This is a genomic window from Pseudomonas sp. B21-041 (genome assembly GCF_024748675.1).
Lineage (GTDB): Bacteria > Pseudomonadota > Gammaproteobacteria > Pseudomonadales > Pseudomonadaceae > Aquipseudomonas > Aquipseudomonas neuropathica.
Genome location: NZ_CP087175.1, coordinates 4866675 through 4883031 on the forward strand (window position 1 = coordinate 4866675; position 16357 = coordinate 4883031).

Consider the following 16357-nt stretch of genomic DNA (forward strand, 5'->3'; position numbering starts at 1 on the left):
CTGTTGAAATAAAAGGATTTATTCAAAAGGCACGGTAATTGCTCCGATACGCGAGTCAGCAATTACCTACAGGTCTACACGTCATGTTGATCAGTGCCAAACAACAGCAAATCATTCACCTGCCCAAAGCGCTGAATGACGATGCCACCACCACGGCAGCCGCCGGTCTGCAAGGTGGCCTGCACGGCGCCATGCTGCAAACCCTGCAAAACCAGACCCAGGCGCAAACCGCTGAAGCCACTGCCAAGGTGCAGGACTCGGCGACGCAGATCGCCACCCAGCAAGTCAGCGAAGCCACACGCATCAGCGATAACGTCGACGAAGCGTTCGCCAAGACCCGCGTGAACCTGCAATCGACCGACGCCACCAGCACCTCAGCGACATCCGCCACCGACGAGTTCAAGGACTACATGAGCAAGACGCCGGAACAGCGTCTGCGCGACAGTATCCTGCAGTCCATGGGGCTGACCGAAGACGACATCAAAGCCATGCCGCCGGAGAAACAACTGGCCATCGGCAAAGAGATCGCCGAGCGCTTGCAGGACAAGATGAAGTTGGCGCAGGCGGAAAAAGACAACGATGTGAAGGACAGTGACAAGCAGGCCAACAAGTTTCTTGCTGCGCTCTGATCTTCAAGTCACCCGAAATCAAATGTGGGAGCGAGCCTGCTCGCGAAGGCGGTGTATCAGTGAAATTTCCACCTACTGACACATCGCTTTCGCGAGCAAGCTCGCTCCCACATTGATTGTATCCAGCTGAAGAAATCAGTTCAGTTGCAGGGTCTCATTGAACTGACTGATCGCGTCCACCACATGCCGCGAGCCCTGCTGAATTTCCAGAATCACCTCCCCCGCCTCATTGGCCAGCTCAACCCCGAGCCCGGTGCGGCTCAGACTTGATTGCATACTCGACACCGCACTCAGCGACAGGTCATGGTTTTTGCGCACCACCTCGACAATCTCCAGCGTCGCCTGACTGGTGCGCGCCGCGAGGCTACGCACCTCGTCCGCTACCACGGCAAAACCGCGCCCGTGTTCCCCGGCCCGCGCCGCTTCAATCGCCGCGTTGAGCGCCAGCAAGTTGGTCTGATCGGCAATGCCGCGAATGGTCTGAACGATGGTGCCGATGATGTCCGACTGTTTGCTCACTGCATCGATGCTGGCGGCAGCTTCGTTGAGGTCGCGGGAAATGTCCTGAATGATCTGCACGGTTTGCTGCACGACCTGTGAGCCTTTTTGCGCGCAGGCGTCATTTTGTACCGAGGTGCTGTGGGCCGATTCGGCAGCGTTCTGCAGCGTGGTCATCTGATGGGTGATGTCGCTGGCGAACTTGACCACTTTGTACAAGCGGCCCTTGGCATCGAATAACGGGTTGTACGAGGCTTCGAGATAAACCATCTGCCCCGATTTGTTCTTGCGCTCGAAACGGTGAGAGTGATATTCGCCACGGTTGAGCGAGGCCCAGAATGCCTTGTACTGCGCGGACTCGGCTTCGGCACGATGGCAGAACAGGCTGTGATGATGACCGACGATTTCGTTGAGCGAGTACTGCATGGTCTTGAGGAAATTGTCGTTGGCGGCAATGACGTTGCCTTCCGGGGTGAATTCGATCACCGCCATCGAACGGCTGATCGCGGCCAGCATGCTTTCTTCTTCGTGTTCTTTATTCACCCGAGCGGTGATGTCGGCAGCCACTTTGATAACGCTGTGGACTTGCTTGTCCGGGCCATACACCGGCATGTAACTGGCTTCGAGCCAGACTTCCCTGCCGGCCTTGTTCAAACGCAGAAAAGTCCCGCTGATCGGTTCACCACGGGCCAGGTCACGCCACAGCTTTGCGTATTCCTCACTGCGGTAGAACATCTCTTCACAAAACACCCGATGATGTTTGCCACGCACTTCATCGGCGCTGTAGCCCATGGTCTTGCAAAAATTTTCATTGGCATCCAGAACGATGCCGTCAGGGGAGAACTCGATCATTGCCATCGAGCGGCTGATCGCAGCCAACTTGGCATTGGCCTCGGTCAGGGCGCAGCTGAAGCGCTCGATTTCCTGCAGGTCAGCCTTGTGATGTAGGTTGAACATGGTTGTATCACCTTCCGCGCGGACTTTTGATTTGATGAAAGTTCAGTTCTTTCACGATCCACCACTACGTTCCACAGAACAGGCACACGCATTCCTCCACGGGAGGAAGTTGTCAGGTGATAAATGATGATCAATCGGAGCGTCCATGCAGCGACGCTCTAATCAAGACATCCTTCTCTTGATAGCCCGCACGCGGGCCAGCCCTAACGCGTTGAAGAACTTCCATGTAAGCGACGCTCCTTGTTGGTTCAGTGTCGGTGCCTTGGGTTGCGCACTCTGGCAGCATGAATTCACGGACCAACGATGTGTTTCAGCCATGTTTTGACATGACGGTCGACATAGTTAGTTATGGGAAGCATAGCCAGTGCAAAGACCTGCGCAAGGCCACTAGTCGGCCAGTATCTGGCACTTTTTGCACAAGAAACGGTTCAGCGCGGGGAGAATTGTTGGCGGGGCGGACGCTTTCGCGAGCAAGCTCGCTCCCACATTGGAACGCCTGCCCCTGCTCGCGAAGGCAAAAGTTGCAGCACTACAAAAAAACCAGAAATGACTTACAGGCTCCCGTTCACCTTGGTCGCCACCTCCGCGGGCACCCAAGGCTTCCAGACCTGCGGCTGATCACGCAAAAACGCCTGCGCCACCACTCTCGGCTGCAAACGTTTTTCGCTCATCCCCGCCAGTGTCTGGTTCAACAGATCGATCGGCAGATCGACCTTTTCAAAGAACGTCACCAACTCCGGATACTGCGCCTTGAACGGCGCCGACACGCCAATCGCCAGGCTCGCCGGCATTGAGCGGGTGCCCTTGGGGTTGGGATTGTTGGCATCGGCCAGGGTCTTCCAGGCCTCGGCATCGAATGGCGGCTCATCCAGTTTGACCAGTTTGAATCTGCCAAGCAGCGGCGTCGGTGACCAGTAGTAGAACAACACCGGTTTGCCACGCTTGATCGACGATGCCACCTCGGCATCCAGCGCCGCGCCGGAACCGGTACGGAAGTTGACGAAGCTGTCATTTAGCGCATAAGCCTTGAGCTTCTGGCTGTTGACGATCTCCGAGGTCCAGCCGGTCGGGCTATTGAGGAAGCGCCCGCGAGACGGATCTTCCGGGTCGCGGAACACGTCTTTGTAGCGCGGCAGGTCCGCCACCGACTTCAACTCCGGCGCCAACGCTTTGATCCCGCGTTCAGGGTCGCCCTTAATCACATACTCAGGTACCCACCAGCCTTCGGTGGCGCCTTTGACCGTATCGCCCAAACCGAACACCTTGCCTTCGGCGGCCGCCTTGACCCACGCCGGACTGCGCCCGGCCCATTCTTCGCCAATCACCTGGATATCGTTTTTCGCCAATGCGGCCTCAAGGCTGACCGTACTGCCGGGCAACGTGTCGGTCGGGTAGCCATAGCCTTTCTCAACGATCAGGCGCAGCACTTCGGTGATGAAACTGCCGCTCTCCCAGGTGATGTCGCCGAAGTGGATCGGCACGGTTTTCTCCGTAGCCGAAACAGTACCAACGCTGAGGCTCAGAGCCAGCAACGACGTGCCGAGCAGGGTTTTGATCGATCTCATGCAGACCTCTTGTTTTGCAGGAATTGGTTGGCGCTGTGGCGATCGCACAGCGCTTGGGAACGGCTCATGTACACGCTGACCGAACGCTGGGAGATACCCAGTTCGGTGGCGATTTGCGGGTAGGTCAGGCCGTCGATGCGGGCGAGCAGAAACGTCGCGCGGACTTTGCCGGGCAAGCGCTGCAAGCTGTGATCGATGCGGTTGAGGGTTTGCGACAGCGTTACGAGGTCTTCAGGCGAAGCGGCGTAATCGACATCGATGTGCTGGCGATGGTGACGTTCCAGATCACCGCGTCGCCAGCGCTGATAAAGCAGGCGTTGGGCGATAGTCGTCAGCAGGGCGCGAGGTTCACGAATGGCCCTCAGCGCTGGGGCTTCGAGCAATTGGGCGAAGGTTTCGGCGGCGATGTCTTCGCTGCTGGCCGCGTCATGCAGATGACGGCGCAGATAAGCACAGAGCCAACCATAGTGGGCGCGAAACAGGCCGTCCACGGTGTGACGATGGGAAAGGTCGGCGCCGGACATAGGGGCTCCTTGATGAGGGGTCGCTGAATGTCCGGTGTTCCGGTGGCGCGATCGTAGCAAGGCGCCTTATTCGTTAAAAATACTTAAAACGAATCTTTATATTCCATTTACAAATAAAAGATCAAAAGATCGCAGCCTTCGGCAGCGCCTACACCGATCCCCTGTAGGAGCCGCCGAAGGCTGCGATCTTTAGCGCAAGCGCCCATAGCCAAGTCCTTCAGCCTCACGCTGATAGTCGAGCAGGATTTGATAATCGCGCTCACTGGCCGCAAACACCTCAGGCAATCCCAAGGTCTGTACGACATCAGGGAGTTCGCGCAAGGTTTCATTCATTACCTGTCGGAGCTGCTCGACCTGCTCATCCGTAGCGCTACCTACCGTAATAAACGGCAGGGTCGGGCTCAGGGCGCTGCGCGCAATCACCCGCAAGGCGCTGACTTCTTCAGGCACATACCGGGCGAGATAGGCGTAGGTAACGCTGTCGATGGCAGCCAGATCGGCGCGGTTTTCCCGTAGCCAGCGCAGGCTCTCGCGATGGCCGCCGCTGATACCGACCGAGGCGAAGAATTGTCCGTCCTGATTCAGTGGCGCCAAGCGCTGACGCAGCAGGTTCATGCCACTGTTGGAGTCTTCGCTGTTGATCACCCCGCGACTGTTGTGAAAGTCCGCCAGGGTTTTGCGTGGGTCGTCAGCGTGGCCGAGGATCAGGCTGCAATGATTGCCAGCGCTGGCGTCGGGCAGTTCGTAGCGTGGGCGGCCGACGATGCGCACTTGTCCGCGCAATGCAGTCATCAGTGGATAGCCGCAGGTTTGCGTGAGCAGCAGATCGGGGGATAGCCAGAGTTCTGGCAGAGACAGGTCTTCAGCACTCAGGCGAGTGTGGCCAAGTTGCTCGATAATGCGCGCAATCCAGCGCTCATTGGCCGCGCGGATCGGCTCGGGGGCGACGTACATCAGCAGTTCGGTGTGGTGTTGAGCCATACACATTTTCCCCGAGTTACAAATAACCAATGTGGGAGCGAGCCTGCTCGCGAAAGCGCTGGGGCAGACAACAGATCCATCAACTGACACGACGCCTTCGCGAGCAGGCTCGCTCCCACAGGGTTTTGTGGTGTTCTTGGGTTAGTGGTAAGGATGCTCGGGACTGTCGATCGGCTTGACTCCATGGCGCCGCCAGAACTCGCCATACCCATGCACCAGAAACCCGCCACTGCGCGCGATCCATTGCTCGCGATGCATCCGGTAAACCGTCGGCAAGTCGTACCACGCCAGCTTCGGCAAGTCGTGATGCACCAGATGAAAATTCAGATTCAGGAACAACCAGCGCCATGGCCAACCCGCTTCGTTCAAGACGGTGCGCTGCTCCGGCTGCGCATGCGGGCGGTGTTCATAGTAGGAGCGGATCATCGCAATCGACAGCGCCGGCACGCTGATCAGCAGCACGTAATGCCAGACCGGCAGCACGCTGACACGGGCGACAAACCACAGCATCAATAACGTGAGCAGGCCGTGGGTCAGCCACATCAACCAGGCCTGGCGCTCGCCATTCTTCAGCCGCAGCAACTCTTCTTTGGCCAGCGCCATCAGCGCCAGCGGTGCGCCGATCACAAAGCGCCCGAGCACGGTTTTGTTCAACCAGTGCAAGCTGCGTTCAAACGGCGAACTGCCCTGCCAGCCAACGCGGGTCAGATAGCGGCTTTCCGGATCGACGCCGGGCACGGTGAGATCCTCATCACGGTGATGCAGCAAATGGCTGTCGCGATACAGCGTGTACGGATACCACACGGCAAACGGCGCGTAGCCAAGGATCTTGTTGAAGCGAACCCAGCGCGTCGGATGCCCGTGCAGCAACTCGTGCTGCAACGACAGCCACAACACCAGCAGCGGAGTCAGCAACAGCGTGCTCAAGGCACGGCCCAGCCAATGACTATTGAGAACAATGGCAAACCAGCCGCCATGGACGCCGATCAGCAACAACCAGGTCGGCCACTCGGTACGGGCAGTAAAGCGTTGGCGCAGGGTTTCGATCTGCTGACGATGGGCGGCGTCGAAGTAATGGGGCATGGCATTGCTCGGAACGGGACTCTTCCCCTTCTGTGCAACGACGCGGTGCAATCTTGCAGATTATTTTCGGGTTCAGGCAGGAGCCCGAGAACCGGGCTCCGGAAAGGCGTGATCAGTGACCGAAGATGTCGACCTTTTTGGCTTTCTTCTCTGCGCGTTTTTCAATCGCGGTCTTGGCCGGTTTCTTCTTTGCGGCTTTCTTTGAATCCATACCTTTGGACATGATACGTACTCCACTCACAGGGGATGTAGGCTCAGGTATACACCTATCCTGTTGCGCGCGTTCTTTTATAATCGCCGCTTTCAGCGCCGACAGTCCGATCCCATGCCCGACACCCAATACAGCCTGCTCGACGAGTCGTTATGGCCGTTGATGAACAAGTTTTACCGCAGCCACCAGTCCTCGATGAAAGCGGTTCGTGAGGCACAATTGTGGGTCGCGCGACGGGGCGAGATTGTTGCCGCGTTGTGCTTGCGGCCAGTGTCCGGCGGGCATTGGTTGACCGGGCTGTTCGTTGATCCGGGGTGTCGTGAACAGGGCATTGCCGCAAAGCTGATTGCAGCGGCGGTGCAGGATGTGAGCGAGCCGGTGTGGCTGTTCTGTCATCCGGATTTGCGCGAGTTTTATGAGCGACGCGGATTCACGTTCGACCCGGCGCTGCCGCAGGCGATGGCGGAGCGCTTGAGCCGGTATGCGCGGAGCAAGCCGATGATTGCGATGGAAAGGGTTCCCGCTCAATCCTGAAGGACATGCAAAAACCAATGTGGGAGCGAGCCTGCTCGCGAAAGCGGTGTGTCAGTCACAGAATCTGTCACTGATATTGCGCATTCGCGAGCAGGTTCGCTCCCACAGGGATATGTGCTGGGCACTGGATCAATCGTCAGCTGTGGGATCAAGATCCGGGAACATCACTTCGGTAAAACCGAACTTAGTGAAGTCGGTGATGCGCGACGGGTACAACCTGCCGATCAGGTGATCGCATTCGTGCTGCACAACCCGTGCGTGGAAACCTGAAGCAATGCGCACAATCGGCTCGCCCTTCGGATCAAACCCTTCGTAGCGGATCTGCTGATAACGATCTACCGCGCCACGCAAACCCGGCACCGACAGACACCCTTCAAAGCCCTCCTCCATCAACGGACTCAACGGCGTGATCAGCGGATTGATCAGGATCGTCTGCGGCACCGCTTCAGCGTCCGGGTAGCGTTCGCTGTGTTCGAAACCAAAGATCACCAATTGCAGATCGACACCGATCTGCGGCGCCGCCAAGCCGACGCCGCCGACGCTTTCCATGGTCTGGAACATGTCGTCGATCAGTTGCCACAGCTCGGGGCTGTCGAACATCTCGGCTGGCACGGGCGGGGCAATGCGCAGCAGGCGCTCGTCGCCCATTTTCAGAATTTCACGGATCATGATCAGACTTCGTCAGTGTCCGGCTTGAGCGAATGATCGCGGCCCAGGCCCGAGACGTGTTGTTTGGGATGTTCATCGAGTTCGCCGGGGACTTTCTCACCCGCATCCTTGCCCTCGCTGGACATGTGCTCGATCACCGCGTTCATCTCGGCGCCGAGCAACAGCACCGCAGCGGAAATGTAGAAATACAGCAACAGCACGATGATCGCCCCGATGCTGCCATACATCGCGTTGTAGTTGGCGAAGGTCTTCACGTAGAAAGCGAAACCCAACGAGGCGATGATCCACACCACCACGGCCAATACCGAACCGGGGGTGATGAAGCGGAATTCCTGTTTGACGTCGGGCATGACGTAGTAGATCAGTGCCACCGCGACCATCATCAGAATCACGATCACCGGCCAGCGCGCGATGGTCCACACGGTGACGATGAAGTCTTCCAGTCCCACCTGCGCGGCGATCCAGCCCATCACCTGCGGCCCGAGCACCATCAGCGCAGCGGCCACCAGGAGCATGCCGGCAATGCCGACGGTGTAGACAATCGACAGTGGAAAACGCTTCCAGATCGGCCGGCCTTCGACCACGTCGTACGCGGCGTTCATCGCGCTCATCATCAAGCGCACGCCCGCGGAGGCAGTGTACAGGGCGATAACGATACCGACGGAAAGCAGGCCACCCTTGGACTGCTGTAACTGGTCAATCACCGGGTTGACCTGCTCCAGCGCCTGCGGTGGCAGGACCAGTTCCGATTGCAGGCGCAGCCAGGAGAAAAAGTCCGGCAGGTGCAGGAAACCGATCAGGGCGATCAGGAACAGAATGAACGGGAACAGCGAGAACAGCATCTGGTAGGCCAGTGCCGAGGCATAGGTCGACATCTCGTCGTCGACGAATTCAGTGACCGTGCGCACCATCACCCGATGCAGGGGCAGACCTTTCATGTCTGGAAATATCATTCGCGTCTCCTTTCGCCGCAATACAGGTTGAAGTCGTGGCGACTCAGGGGCCGTTTTTTTACATCACGGTAGCCTGTTTGGCGAACCTCGTCGGGTTGCTGCAGGCTTTTGACACAAAAACGGCCATCCTTGGATGGCCGTTCATGTATTTCGTTCAAGGCTGAATTACGCCTTGTCGACACCTTTCTTGATGGCGTCCTTGGCTTTACCGACCGCTTGCTGGGCCTCGCCTTTTTTCTCTTGCAGTTTGCCTTCGGCTTGCAGCTTGGTGTTGTCGGTGGCTTTACCGACGCCTTGCTTGACGTTGCCGACTGCTTCGTTGGCCATGCCTTTTACTTTATCGCCTGTGCTACTCATGGTGTTTCTCCTTGGTGCAATTAGGGGGAAAAGTCAGTACGTAATGATTGACTGGCCGGGTTTGCGCCAAGTTTCATTTATTTTCAGGGGTTCATTTCGTCGCGGCGTGCAGGTTGGGCTTTATGTTTGCGTGCGTAGCCCCGAGAATGCGCAACATATGGGCGTCAAGCGCCAGGAACCGATCCCGCAGGAATGTTATGAAACTCGATAAAACGCAGGCCATCGCCCGTCGCAACAAGGAACTGGGCGGCGCCGTGCTCGGCACCAACAACTGCCACTTCGCCGAACTGAACCGTAACCGCAACATCTGGTGGTTCGATCTGCCGGTGTCGCGTCTGGCCATCGGTCAGTACGAGTGGATTCACCTGCTGATGCACACGCCAGCCACTGACGAACTGCTGCACCTGAAAGTGCCGACGGTGTTTCTGCGTGAAAAGCTGGAAGGGCTGGTGATTCGTAATGAAGGCAAGCGTAAAGCCGCGTTGAGCCTGGAATTGAGTGCGGACAAGGACTCGTATCTGCAGGACATGCGTCCGGCGGGGACCAATGTGAATTTTGCGCCGTTCCGTCAGTAGGATTTGGCAGCCCCCTTCCCCTCACCCTAGCCCTCTCCCAAGGGAGAGAGGACTGACCGAGGTGTCTGGACGAGGTACGCCGACCTGAGATTCCGAGTTGAACTCAGATTCTAAACAGCCCCCCGATCGGCTCCCTTCCCCCTCGCCCCCCTGGGGGAGAGTGTTGGGGTGAGGGGGTAGGATTTACCGGACACTGCAAACTCCCTCGCATACACCAACAAAAAGCCCCGCATCTGCGGGGCTTCGTGTTTTAGGCGGCGGACTTGGCCTTGATCTTCTTCAGCTCTTCATCACGCAACTCGCGGCGCAGGATCTTGCCGACGTTGGTGGTCGGCAACGCATCGCGGAACTCCACCGAACGTGGCACCTTGTAACCCGTGACGTTGGCGCGCATGTGCTCCATCACGGTTTCCTTGGTCAGCGTGACGCCCGGTTTGGCGACGATGAAAATCTTGATCGCCTCGCCCGACTTCTCGTCCGGCACGCCGATGGCTGCGCACTGCAACACACCCGGCAGGGTCGCCAGCACGTCTTCCAGTTCGTTCGGGTAGACGTTGAAACCGGAGACCAGAATCATGTCTTTCTTGCGATCAACGATGCGCATGTAGCCGTCCGGCTGGATCAGCGCGATGTCACCGGTCTTCAGCCAGCCTTCGCTGTCGAGCATTTCATCGGTGGCTTCCTGACGCTGCCAGTAACCCTTCATCACTTGCGGGCCCTTGACGCACAGTTCGCCGATTTCACCCAGCGGCTGCTCGACACCGGCATCATCGATGACTTTGCACAGGGTCGATGGCACCGGAATACCGATGGTGCCGATCTGGATGTTCTGGATCGGGTTGACCGTGGCCACCGGGCTGGTTTCGGTCATGCCGTAACCTTCGCAGATGGCGCAACCGGTGACCGCTTTCCAGCGCTCGGCAGCGGCCAGTTGCAAGGCCATGCCGCCGGACAACGTAACTTTCAGCGCCGAGAAATCCAGCTTGCGGAAACCTTCGTTGTTGCACAGCGCGACAAACAGCGTGTTGAGGCCGACGAAACCGCTGAACTTCCACTTCGACAGTTCCTTGACCATCGCCGGCAGGTCGCGCGGATTGCTGATGAGGATGTTGTGGTTGCCGATAAGCATCATCGCCATGCAATGAAAGGTGAACGCATAGATGTGGTAAAGCGGCAGCGGCGTGATCAGGATCTCGCAACCTTCATTGAGGTTGGAACCCATCAGCGCCTTGCACTGCAGCATGTTGGCGACGAGGTTGCGATGGGTCAGCATCGCGCCCTTGGCCACGCCCGTGGTGCCGCCGGTGTATTGCAGCACCGCAACGTCGCCGCTGTCGGGATTGGCTTCGGCCACCGGTTGACCCTGGCCCTTGCTCAGCACGTCATTGAACTTGACGGCTTTTGGCAAGTGATAGGCCGGAACCATTTTCTTCACGTACTTGATGACACTGTTGATCAGCAGGCGCTTGATCGGTGGCAGCAGGTCGGCGACTTCGGTGACGATGACGTGTTTGACGCCGGTTTTCGGCACCACGGTTTCAGCCAAATGCGCCATGTTCGCCAGGCAAACAAGGGCTTTGGCGCCGGAGTCGTTGAATTGGTGTTCCATTTCCCGCGCGGTGTACAGCGGGTTGGTGTTGACCACGATCAGCCCGGCGCGAATCGCACCGAAGACGGCCACCGGGTACTGCAGAACGTTGGGCAGTTGCACGGCGATTCGATCGCCGGGCTGCAAATCGGTATGCTGTTGCAGATACGCGGCAAACGCACCGGACAATTCGTACAACTCACCGTAGGTGATTGTCTTGCCCAGGTTGCTGAAAGCCGGTTTGTTGGCGAAGCGTTGGCAGGATTGCTTCAACACTGCCTGAATGTTCGGATACTCGTCCGGATTGATGTCGGCAGCAATTCCAGCCGGGTATTTATCCTTCCAAAAGTCTTCGATCATGGAAGCCCACTCCTCAGCAACGCGAATTCTTCACCGCATTTGATGCGATTATTATTGGTGTGTGTTTGGTATTGGTGAATCTGGCTTTTACAGAGGCCGAGAAGTCACAAAGCGCGCCGAGAGTAGCAGCTTTGCCAAGGGTCGACTAGAGCCAAAAGCGGCCCCTACAGTCATTATCATGACTCAAGACTACCTAGCAGTCATTTTAGAGCAAAAATCCTAGAACACCTTTTAAGCCCCGGTTTTCGGGGGCTTAAAGCAAAAGATCGCAGCCTTCGACAGCTCCTACAGGAAATGCATTCCAAGGTAGGAGCTGCCGAAGGCTGCGATCTTTGTGTTTTTGACTTTTACGCGATATCGCGCAACTCGCGCCGCAGAATTTTCCCGACAGGCGTCATCGGCAATGACTCACGCAACACGATGTGTTTCGGCACCTTATACGCAGTGAAATTCTCTTTGCAGTAAGCCTTGAGTTCTTCGAGACTGACCCCGGTTTCCCGCGCCACCACAAACAGCTTCACCGCCTCCCCGGAACGCTCGTCCGGCACGCCGATCACCGCGCAATTGGCGACCTTCGGGTGCGCCATCACTACGTCTTCGATCTCGTTCGGATAAACGTTGAAACCGGAGACGATGATCATGTCCTTCTTGCGATCGACGATGCGCACGAAACCGTCCGGATCGATCACCGCAATGTCACCGGACTTGAACCAGCCCTCGGCATCCAGCACTTCGGCAGTGGCCTCAGGCTTGTGCCAATAACCTTTCATGATCTGCGGGCCCTTGATGCACAACTCGCCGCGCTCGCCCATCGGCTGTTCGACACCGTCATCGTTGATGACTTTGAGCAACGTGCCCGGCACCGGCAAGCCGACCGTGCCCAGCCGCGACTGGTCGCCGTACGGGTTGGTACAGGCCACTGGCGAGGTTTCGGTCAGGCCGTAACCCTCGGTGATGCGGCAACCGGTCATCTGTTCCCAACGCTCGGCGGTGGCTTTGACCAGCGCGGTGCCGCCTGAGTTGGTGAGCTTCAGGCTGGAGAAATCGAGGGTCTTGAAATCCGGGTGATCCATCAGCGCCACGAACAAGGTGTTCAGGCCCAATAGCGCGGAGAAGCGCCAGTTCTTCAGCTCCTTGATGAAGCCGGCAATGTCGCGCGGGTTGGTGATCAGCACGTTGTGGTTGCCGGAAACCATCATGCACATGCAGTTCGCGGTGAAGGCATAGATGTGATACAGCGGCAGCGGTGCGATCATCACTTCCTGGCCTTCGCGCAGCAGCGGCTGCCCGTCCGGGCCGAGTTGCGCGAGACAGGCGCGCACTTGCTGCATGTTCGCCACCAGATTGCCGTGGGTGAGCATCGCGCCTTTCGCCAGCCCGGTGGTGCCACCGGTGTATTGCAGCACGGCGATGTCGTCGAGGCTGACCTTCAGCGGCTTGATGCCCAGACCTCGGCCCATGCGCAGTGCGCTTTTGAAGGAGATGGCCTGCGGCAGCGAATACGCCGGGACCATTTTCTTCACTTTGCTGACCACGGTGTTGACCAGCCAGCCCTTGGCGGTGGGCATCAGGTCGCCCATTTTGGCTTCGATCAAGTATTGGATGTCGGTGTCGGCCAGTACTTCCTGGACCTTCTGGCCGAACATGTTCAGGTACACCAGCGCCCGCGCGCCGGAATCCTTGAACTGGTGGCGCATCTCCCGTGCGGTATACAGCGGGTTGGTGTTGACCACGATCAGCCCGGCACGCAGTGCACCGAACACGGCAATCGGGTAATGCAGGATGTTGGGCATCTGCACGGCGATGCGATCGCCCGGAACCAGATCGGTATGCGCCTGCAGGTAACCGGCGAAGGCGGCGCTCTGCCGCTCAAGTTCAGCGTAAGTCAGGGTGATCCCCATATTGCTGAACGCCGGGCGATCAGCGAACTTCTTGCAGGAACGCTCGAACACCTCGATCACCGACTTGAACTCACCCATGTCGATGTCCAGCGGTACGCCGGCCGGGCGCTTGTCGTTCCAGAAATCAGGTTGCATTGTTCTTGTCCTCTTTACCTGAGCCGATCCGGGCCGCTTTCTGTCATTTCTGAAAAAGCGGAGCTTCACGGACACTAGCAGTTATGGCCATTGAGGCAAATATGGCCAAAGCCGTCATTGATCGTGTGAATCTTCCTGCCGTGGCGTGGGCTGATCAGACGCGCTATACAATGATCCGACTTTGAGCAAAGGAATCGCCATGATCCACGACACCCTATGGCTGGACGCGAGTGACCGCAGCCGCCTGTTCGTCAATCAATGGCTGCCGGCGGCGCCGTTGAAAGCGGTGATCCTGCTGGCCCATGGCATGGCCGAACACAGCGGCCGCTATGCGCGATTGGCGGACACGTTTTGCGACAAAGGATATGGCGTGTACGCGCCGGATTTACGCGGACATGGCAAAACCGCCAATCACGGTACCCTCGGCCACTTCGCCGATGACGACGGCTGGTGCAAAGTACTCGGCGATCTAGCCAGCCTCAATCAGCACATCGGCCAGCAGCACCCTGGTGTGCCGATCATCCTGCTGGGGCACAGTATGGGTAGCTACCTCGCCCAAGGTTATCTGCTGCATCACAGCGCCAGCCTGCACGGGGCGATTCTCAGTGGTTCCAACTTTCAACCCGTTGCGCTGTACCGCGCTGCGCGGCAGATCGCTCGCCTGGAAAAACTGCGTCAGGGTGGCAAGGGTCGCAGCGCGTTGATCGAGTGGCTGTCGTTCGGCTCGTTCAATAACAAGTTCAAACCGGCGCGCACACCGTTCGACTGGCTGAGCCGCGACCCGGCCGAGGTCGACCTGTACGCCAACGACCCACTGTGTGGCTTTCGCTGCACCAATCAACTGTGGATCGACCTGCTCGGCGGCTTGCAGCAGATCAGCAAAGCGTCCAATCTCGCCCAGATCGACCCGGGCCTGCCGCTGCTGGTAATCGGCGGCGAATGTGATCCGGTGAGTGAAGGCAAGCGTCTGACAGATCTGGCCAATGCGTTGCGCACGGCCGGCAGCCAGCACCTGCAACTGAAGATCTACCCGCAGGCGCGGCACGAATTGTTCAACGAAACCAACCGCGACGAAGTGATCGCTGATGTGCTGGCCTGGATCGATCAGGCCTTGAGCCATCCGCGACCTCATCGCAGCGAATAATTTTTTGTGGATTCACTGAATCCGTCACAGGAATCGAGACCGATGACCCAGGTTACCAACATCCCTTACGAAGCCCTCGAAGTCGGCCAGACCGCCAGCTACAGCAAGACCGTCGAAGAGCGCGACATCCAGCTGTTCGCCGCGATGTCGGGCGACCACAACCCGGTGCACCTGGACGCCGAGTTCGCTGCCGCCAGCATGTTCAAGGAGCGTATCGCCCACGGTATGTTCAGCGGTGCGCTGATCAGTGCCGCCGTTGCCTGCGAGCTGCCTGGGCCCGGCACTATTTATATCGGTCAGCAGATGAGCTTTCAGAAGCCGGTGAAGATCGGTGACACGCTGACCGTGCGCCTGGAAATTCTCGAGAAGCTACCGAAGTTTCGCGTGCGCATTGCCACTCGTGTGTTCAACCAGCGTGATGAGCTGGTGGTGGATGGTGAGGCTGAGATTCTGGCGCCGCGTAAGCAGCAGACGGTGACGTTGCCGACTTTGCCGGCGATTAGCATTGGCTGATTGATTAGCGGGGTGTCAGGTAAAGCTTTTCCCCCTCACCCCAGCCTCTCCCCAGGGGGGCGAGGGGGAAAGGGAGCCGATCTTCGTGCTTTTCAAAACCTGAGTTCACCTCAGATCGCTCAAGTCGGTGTATCTCCAACGGCCACCTCGGTCAGTCCCCTCTCCCTCCGGGAGAGGGCTAGGGTGAGGGGCTTGTGCTTTTTCCAGACACAAAAAACGCCAGACTAGCTGGCGTTTTTTATAACCGGCAAACGCTTACGAACGAGCGCGAGCCTGGTTACGCAGGGCTTTCACCTGGTCGTGGTTGCGTTGTACGCCGTGGTATTGGCGTTCAACCAGGTCACGAATACCTACCAGATTATGCTTGCTGATTTTCTCGAGGGCTTCTTTGTAGGCCTTCAGCGCATGGTCTTCACCGCGCTCTGCTTCGTTCAATACAGCCTCTTCGTCTTTGCCGGTGAACATGGCTTTGACGTCGACCCAGCGACGGTGCAGGTCACCGCTGACGCTGGTGGAAGTTTCCGGATCGCCGCCCAGCTTGCGAACTTCGGCTTGCAGTTCTGCTGCAGCGGTGGCGCAATCAGCGGAGCGAGTTACAAACAGGGTTTTCAGTTCTGGGTGCTTGATGTCTTCAGCGCAAGTCTTGAACCCTTCCTGACCGTCCTTGCTGGTTTCAATCAGGTCATTGAGTACAGAGATGGCTTCTTTATTCATGTCGGTCATTTTTCAATTCCTTGCGATTGGTTGAAGATGCAAGGGATATTGCAGTGTGCATGCCAGCTTTTTTATTTTTAAAAAATACTTATAAATCAGCTAGTTAAAGATAAGTGAACTATCTGTATCACGGTTATTTGCATGATCTGTCATTTGGCCTGCATGCAGAATGCCTGTATTTTCCAAGCTGATTTGAAGCCAGACGATCTCACCGATGAATCCTGAAAAACTCGAACTGCTGATAACCCGCGAAATGCCCTTCGGTAAATACAAAGGCCGGATCATTGCTGACCTGCCGGGGCCATACCTGAACTGGTTTGCCCGCGAAGGTTTCCCGCACGGCGAACTCGGTGGCTTGCTCGCACTGATGCAGGAGATCGACCATAACGGCCTCTCGGACCTGCTCGAACCGCTGCGCGCCAAACACGGCAAACCTGCTCCGCGCCATTGAAGCGCCTTCCTCTCT

At 57.7% G+C, this 16357-nt stretch carries 17 protein-coding genes and 1 pseudogene; 6 read left to right on the forward strand and 12 right to left on the reverse strand.

The window, feature by feature from the left end; all coding sequences use genetic code 11:
• Positions 1-83: 83 nt before the first annotated feature.
• Positions 84-629 (forward strand): hypothetical protein, encoded by a 546-nt coding sequence (locus LOY43_RS21655; RefSeq protein WP_095048171.1) that lies wholly within the window; start codon positions 84-86, stop codon positions 627-629.
• Between the two features lie 135 nt (positions 630-764).
• Here the strand turns inward: LOY43_RS21655 and LOY43_RS28925 are convergent, their stop codons facing one another.
• The 6 genes and pseudogenes from LOY43_RS28925 to LOY43_RS21685 all read right to left on the reverse strand — a co-directional run bounded on the left by LOY43_RS28925 (position 765) and on the right by LOY43_RS21685 (position 6237).
• Entirely contained in the window at positions 765-1304 is a 540-nt protein-coding gene (locus LOY43_RS28925) for a methyl-accepting chemotaxis protein (protein ID WP_225919999.1), read from the reverse strand.
• 3 nt (positions 1305-1307) lie between these two features.
• Positions 1308-2084: pseudogene (locus tag LOY43_RS28930) on the reverse strand (PAS domain-containing protein); the annotation flags it as partial.
• Positions 2085-2635: 551 nt separating this feature from the next.
• Positions 2636-3649 carry an ABC transporter substrate-binding protein gene (locus tag LOY43_RS21670; RefSeq protein WP_220556886.1) on the reverse strand — a complete coding sequence of 338 codons (1014 nt, stop codon included), beginning with the start codon at positions 3647-3649 and terminating at the stop codon, positions 2636-2638.
• Complete coding sequence (locus LOY43_RS21675; RefSeq protein ID WP_095048175.1) at positions 3646-4173, reverse strand: sigma-70 family RNA polymerase sigma factor; 528 nt, start codon at positions 4171-4173, stop codon at positions 3646-3648. The genes LOY43_RS21670 and LOY43_RS21675 overlap by 4 nt, the downstream gene beginning before the upstream one ends.
• Before the next feature lie 189 nt (positions 4174-4362).
• Positions 4363-5154: a phosphate/phosphite/phosphonate ABC transporter substrate-binding protein gene (locus tag LOY43_RS21680; protein WP_095048176.1), complete on the reverse strand. Its 792-nt coding sequence runs from the start codon at positions 5152-5154 to the stop codon at positions 4363-4365.
• A gap of 141 nt (positions 5155-5295) precedes the next feature.
• Positions 5296-6237: a fatty acid desaturase gene (locus LOY43_RS21685; protein ID WP_258708709.1), complete on the reverse strand. Its 942-nt coding sequence runs from the start codon at positions 6235-6237 to the stop codon at positions 5296-5298.
• A 325-nt stretch (positions 6238-6562) separates the two neighbouring features.
• Here LOY43_RS21685 and LOY43_RS21690 point away from each other — a divergent pair, with 325 nt between their 5' ends.
• The gene (locus LOY43_RS21690; RefSeq protein WP_095048178.1) at positions 6563-6982 is read left to right on the forward strand and encodes a GNAT family N-acetyltransferase; all 420 of its coding nucleotides are present in this window, start codon (positions 6563-6565) and stop codon (positions 6980-6982) included.
• A gap of 129 nt (positions 6983-7111) precedes the next feature.
• Here LOY43_RS21690 and def read toward each other — a convergent pair whose 3' ends face one another.
• The 3 genes from def to LOY43_RS21705 all read right to left on the reverse strand — a co-directional run bounded on the left by def (position 7112) and on the right by LOY43_RS21705 (position 8961).
• Positions 7112-7651, reverse strand: coding sequence for a peptide deformylase (gene def, locus LOY43_RS21695; RefSeq protein ID WP_095126179.1), 540 nt, complete (start codon positions 7649-7651; stop codon positions 7112-7114).
• A gap of 2 nt (positions 7652-7653) precedes the next feature.
• On the reverse strand, positions 7654-8604 hold the full coding sequence (locus tag LOY43_RS21700; protein ID WP_007917840.1) for a YihY/virulence factor BrkB family protein: 951 nt from the start codon (positions 8602-8604) through the stop codon (positions 7654-7656).
• A 165-nt stretch (positions 8605-8769) separates the two neighbouring features.
• Positions 8770-8961, reverse strand: a complete 192-nt coding sequence (locus tag LOY43_RS21705) for a CsbD family protein (RefSeq protein ID WP_027612573.1) — start codon at positions 8959-8961, stop codon at positions 8770-8772.
• Between the two features lie 197 nt (positions 8962-9158).
• On the opposite strand from LOY43_RS21705, the gene LOY43_RS21710 reads away from it, so the two are divergent.
• Positions 9159-9536: a hypothetical protein gene (locus LOY43_RS21710; RefSeq protein ID WP_007917843.1), complete on the forward strand. Its 378-nt coding sequence runs from the start codon at positions 9159-9161 to the stop codon at positions 9534-9536.
• Between the two features lie 250 nt (positions 9537-9786).
• On the opposite strand, the gene fadD1 is transcribed toward LOY43_RS21710, so the two are convergent.
• Together fadD1 and fadD2 are read right to left on the reverse strand one after the other, a co-directional pair.
• Complete coding sequence (gene fadD1, locus LOY43_RS21715; RefSeq protein ID WP_095048180.1) at positions 9787-11484, reverse strand: long-chain-fatty-acid--CoA ligase FadD1; 1698 nt, start codon at positions 11482-11484, stop codon at positions 9787-9789.
• Positions 11485-11831: 347 nt separating this feature from the next.
• A complete protein-coding gene (gene fadD2, locus LOY43_RS21720; protein ID WP_095048181.1) occupies positions 11832-13520 on the reverse strand; it encodes a long-chain-fatty-acid--CoA ligase FadD2 in 1689 nt (562 codons plus the stop codon).
• Positions 13521-13719: 199 nt separating this feature from the next.
• Here fadD2 and LOY43_RS21725 point away from each other — a divergent pair, with 199 nt between their 5' ends.
• Both LOY43_RS21725 and LOY43_RS21730 read left to right on the forward strand, forming a co-directional pair.
• Complete coding sequence (locus LOY43_RS21725; RefSeq protein WP_095048182.1) at positions 13720-14664, forward strand: alpha/beta hydrolase; 945 nt, start codon at positions 13720-13722, stop codon at positions 14662-14664.
• A 42-nt stretch (positions 14665-14706) separates the two neighbouring features.
• Positions 14707-15177, forward strand: coding sequence for a MaoC family dehydratase (locus tag LOY43_RS21730; protein ID WP_003227420.1), 471 nt, complete (start codon positions 14707-14709; stop codon positions 15175-15177).
• A gap of 255 nt (positions 15178-15432) precedes the next feature.
• Here the strand turns inward: LOY43_RS21730 and LOY43_RS21735 are convergent, their stop codons facing one another.
• On the reverse strand, positions 15433-15900 hold the full coding sequence (locus LOY43_RS21735) for a PA2169 family four-helix-bundle protein (protein WP_016983691.1): 468 nt from the start codon (positions 15898-15900) through the stop codon (positions 15433-15435).
• A gap of 205 nt (positions 15901-16105) precedes the next feature.
• Here LOY43_RS21735 and LOY43_RS21740 point away from each other — a divergent pair, with 205 nt between their 5' ends.
• Entirely contained in the window at positions 16106-16342 is a 237-nt protein-coding gene (locus LOY43_RS21740) for a DUF3820 family protein (protein WP_003227425.1), read from the forward strand.
• The last annotated feature ends 15 nt before the right edge of the window (positions 16343-16357 follow it).

What these genes read in the sequence shown, in the direction of transcription:
- LOY43_RS21680 (WP_095048176.1), bottom strand. Translation starts at nt 5,154, where the DNA reads ATGGCTCAACACCACACCGAACTGCTGATGTACGTCGCCCCCGAGCCG.
- LOY43_RS21690 (WP_095048178.1), top strand. Translation starts at nt 6,563, where the DNA reads ATGCCCGACACCCAATACAGCCTGCTCGACGAGTCGTTATGGCCGTTG.
- LOY43_RS21670 (WP_220556886.1), bottom strand. Translation starts at nt 3,649, where the DNA reads ATGAGATCGATCAAAACCCTGCTCGGCACGTCGTTGCTGGCTCTGAGC.
- def (WP_095126179.1), bottom strand. Translation starts at nt 7,651, where the DNA reads ATGATCCGTGAAATTCTGAAAATGGGCGACGAGCGCCTGCTGCGCATT.
- LOY43_RS21675 (WP_095048175.1), bottom strand. Translation starts at nt 4,173, where the DNA reads ATGTCCGGCGCCGACCTTTCCCATCGTCACACCGTGGACGGCCTGTTT.
- LOY43_RS21740 (WP_003227425.1), top strand. Translation starts at nt 16,106, where the DNA reads ATGAATCCTGAAAAACTCGAACTGCTGATAACCCGCGAAATGCCCTTC.
- fadD2 (WP_095048181.1), bottom strand. Translation starts at nt 13,520, where the DNA reads ATGCAACCTGATTTCTGGAACGACAAGCGCCCGGCCGGCGTACCGCTG.
- fadD1 (WP_095048180.1), bottom strand. Translation starts at nt 11,484, where the DNA reads ATGATCGAAGACTTTTGGAAGGATAAATACCCGGCTGGAATTGCTGCC.
- LOY43_RS21725 (WP_095048182.1), top strand. Translation starts at nt 13,720, where the DNA reads ATGATCCACGACACCCTATGGCTGGACGCGAGTGACCGCAGCCGCCTG.
- LOY43_RS21710 (WP_007917843.1), top strand. Translation starts at nt 9,159, where the DNA reads ATGAAACTCGATAAAACGCAGGCCATCGCCCGTCGCAACAAGGAACTG.
- LOY43_RS21700 (WP_007917840.1), bottom strand. Translation starts at nt 8,604, where the DNA reads ATGATATTTCCAGACATGAAAGGTCTGCCCCTGCATCGGGTGATGGTG.
- LOY43_RS21685 (WP_258708709.1), bottom strand. Translation starts at nt 6,237, where the DNA reads ATGCCCCATTACTTCGACGCCGCCCATCGTCAGCAGATCGAAACCCTG.
- LOY43_RS21655 (WP_095048171.1), top strand. Translation starts at nt 84, where the DNA reads ATGTTGATCAGTGCCAAACAACAGCAAATCATTCACCTGCCCAAAGCG.
- LOY43_RS21730 (WP_003227420.1), top strand. Translation starts at nt 14,707, where the DNA reads ATGACCCAGGTTACCAACATCCCTTACGAAGCCCTCGAAGTCGGCCAG.
- LOY43_RS21735 (WP_016983691.1), bottom strand. Translation starts at nt 15,900, where the DNA reads ATGACCGACATGAATAAAGAAGCCATCTCTGTACTCAATGACCTGATT.
- LOY43_RS21705 (WP_027612573.1), bottom strand. Translation starts at nt 8,961, where the DNA reads ATGAGTAGCACAGGCGATAAAGTAAAAGGCATGGCCAACGAAGCAGTC.
- LOY43_RS28925 (WP_225919999.1), bottom strand. Translation starts at nt 1,304, where the DNA reads ATGACCACGCTGCAGAACGCTGCCGAATCGGCCCACAGCACCTCGGTA.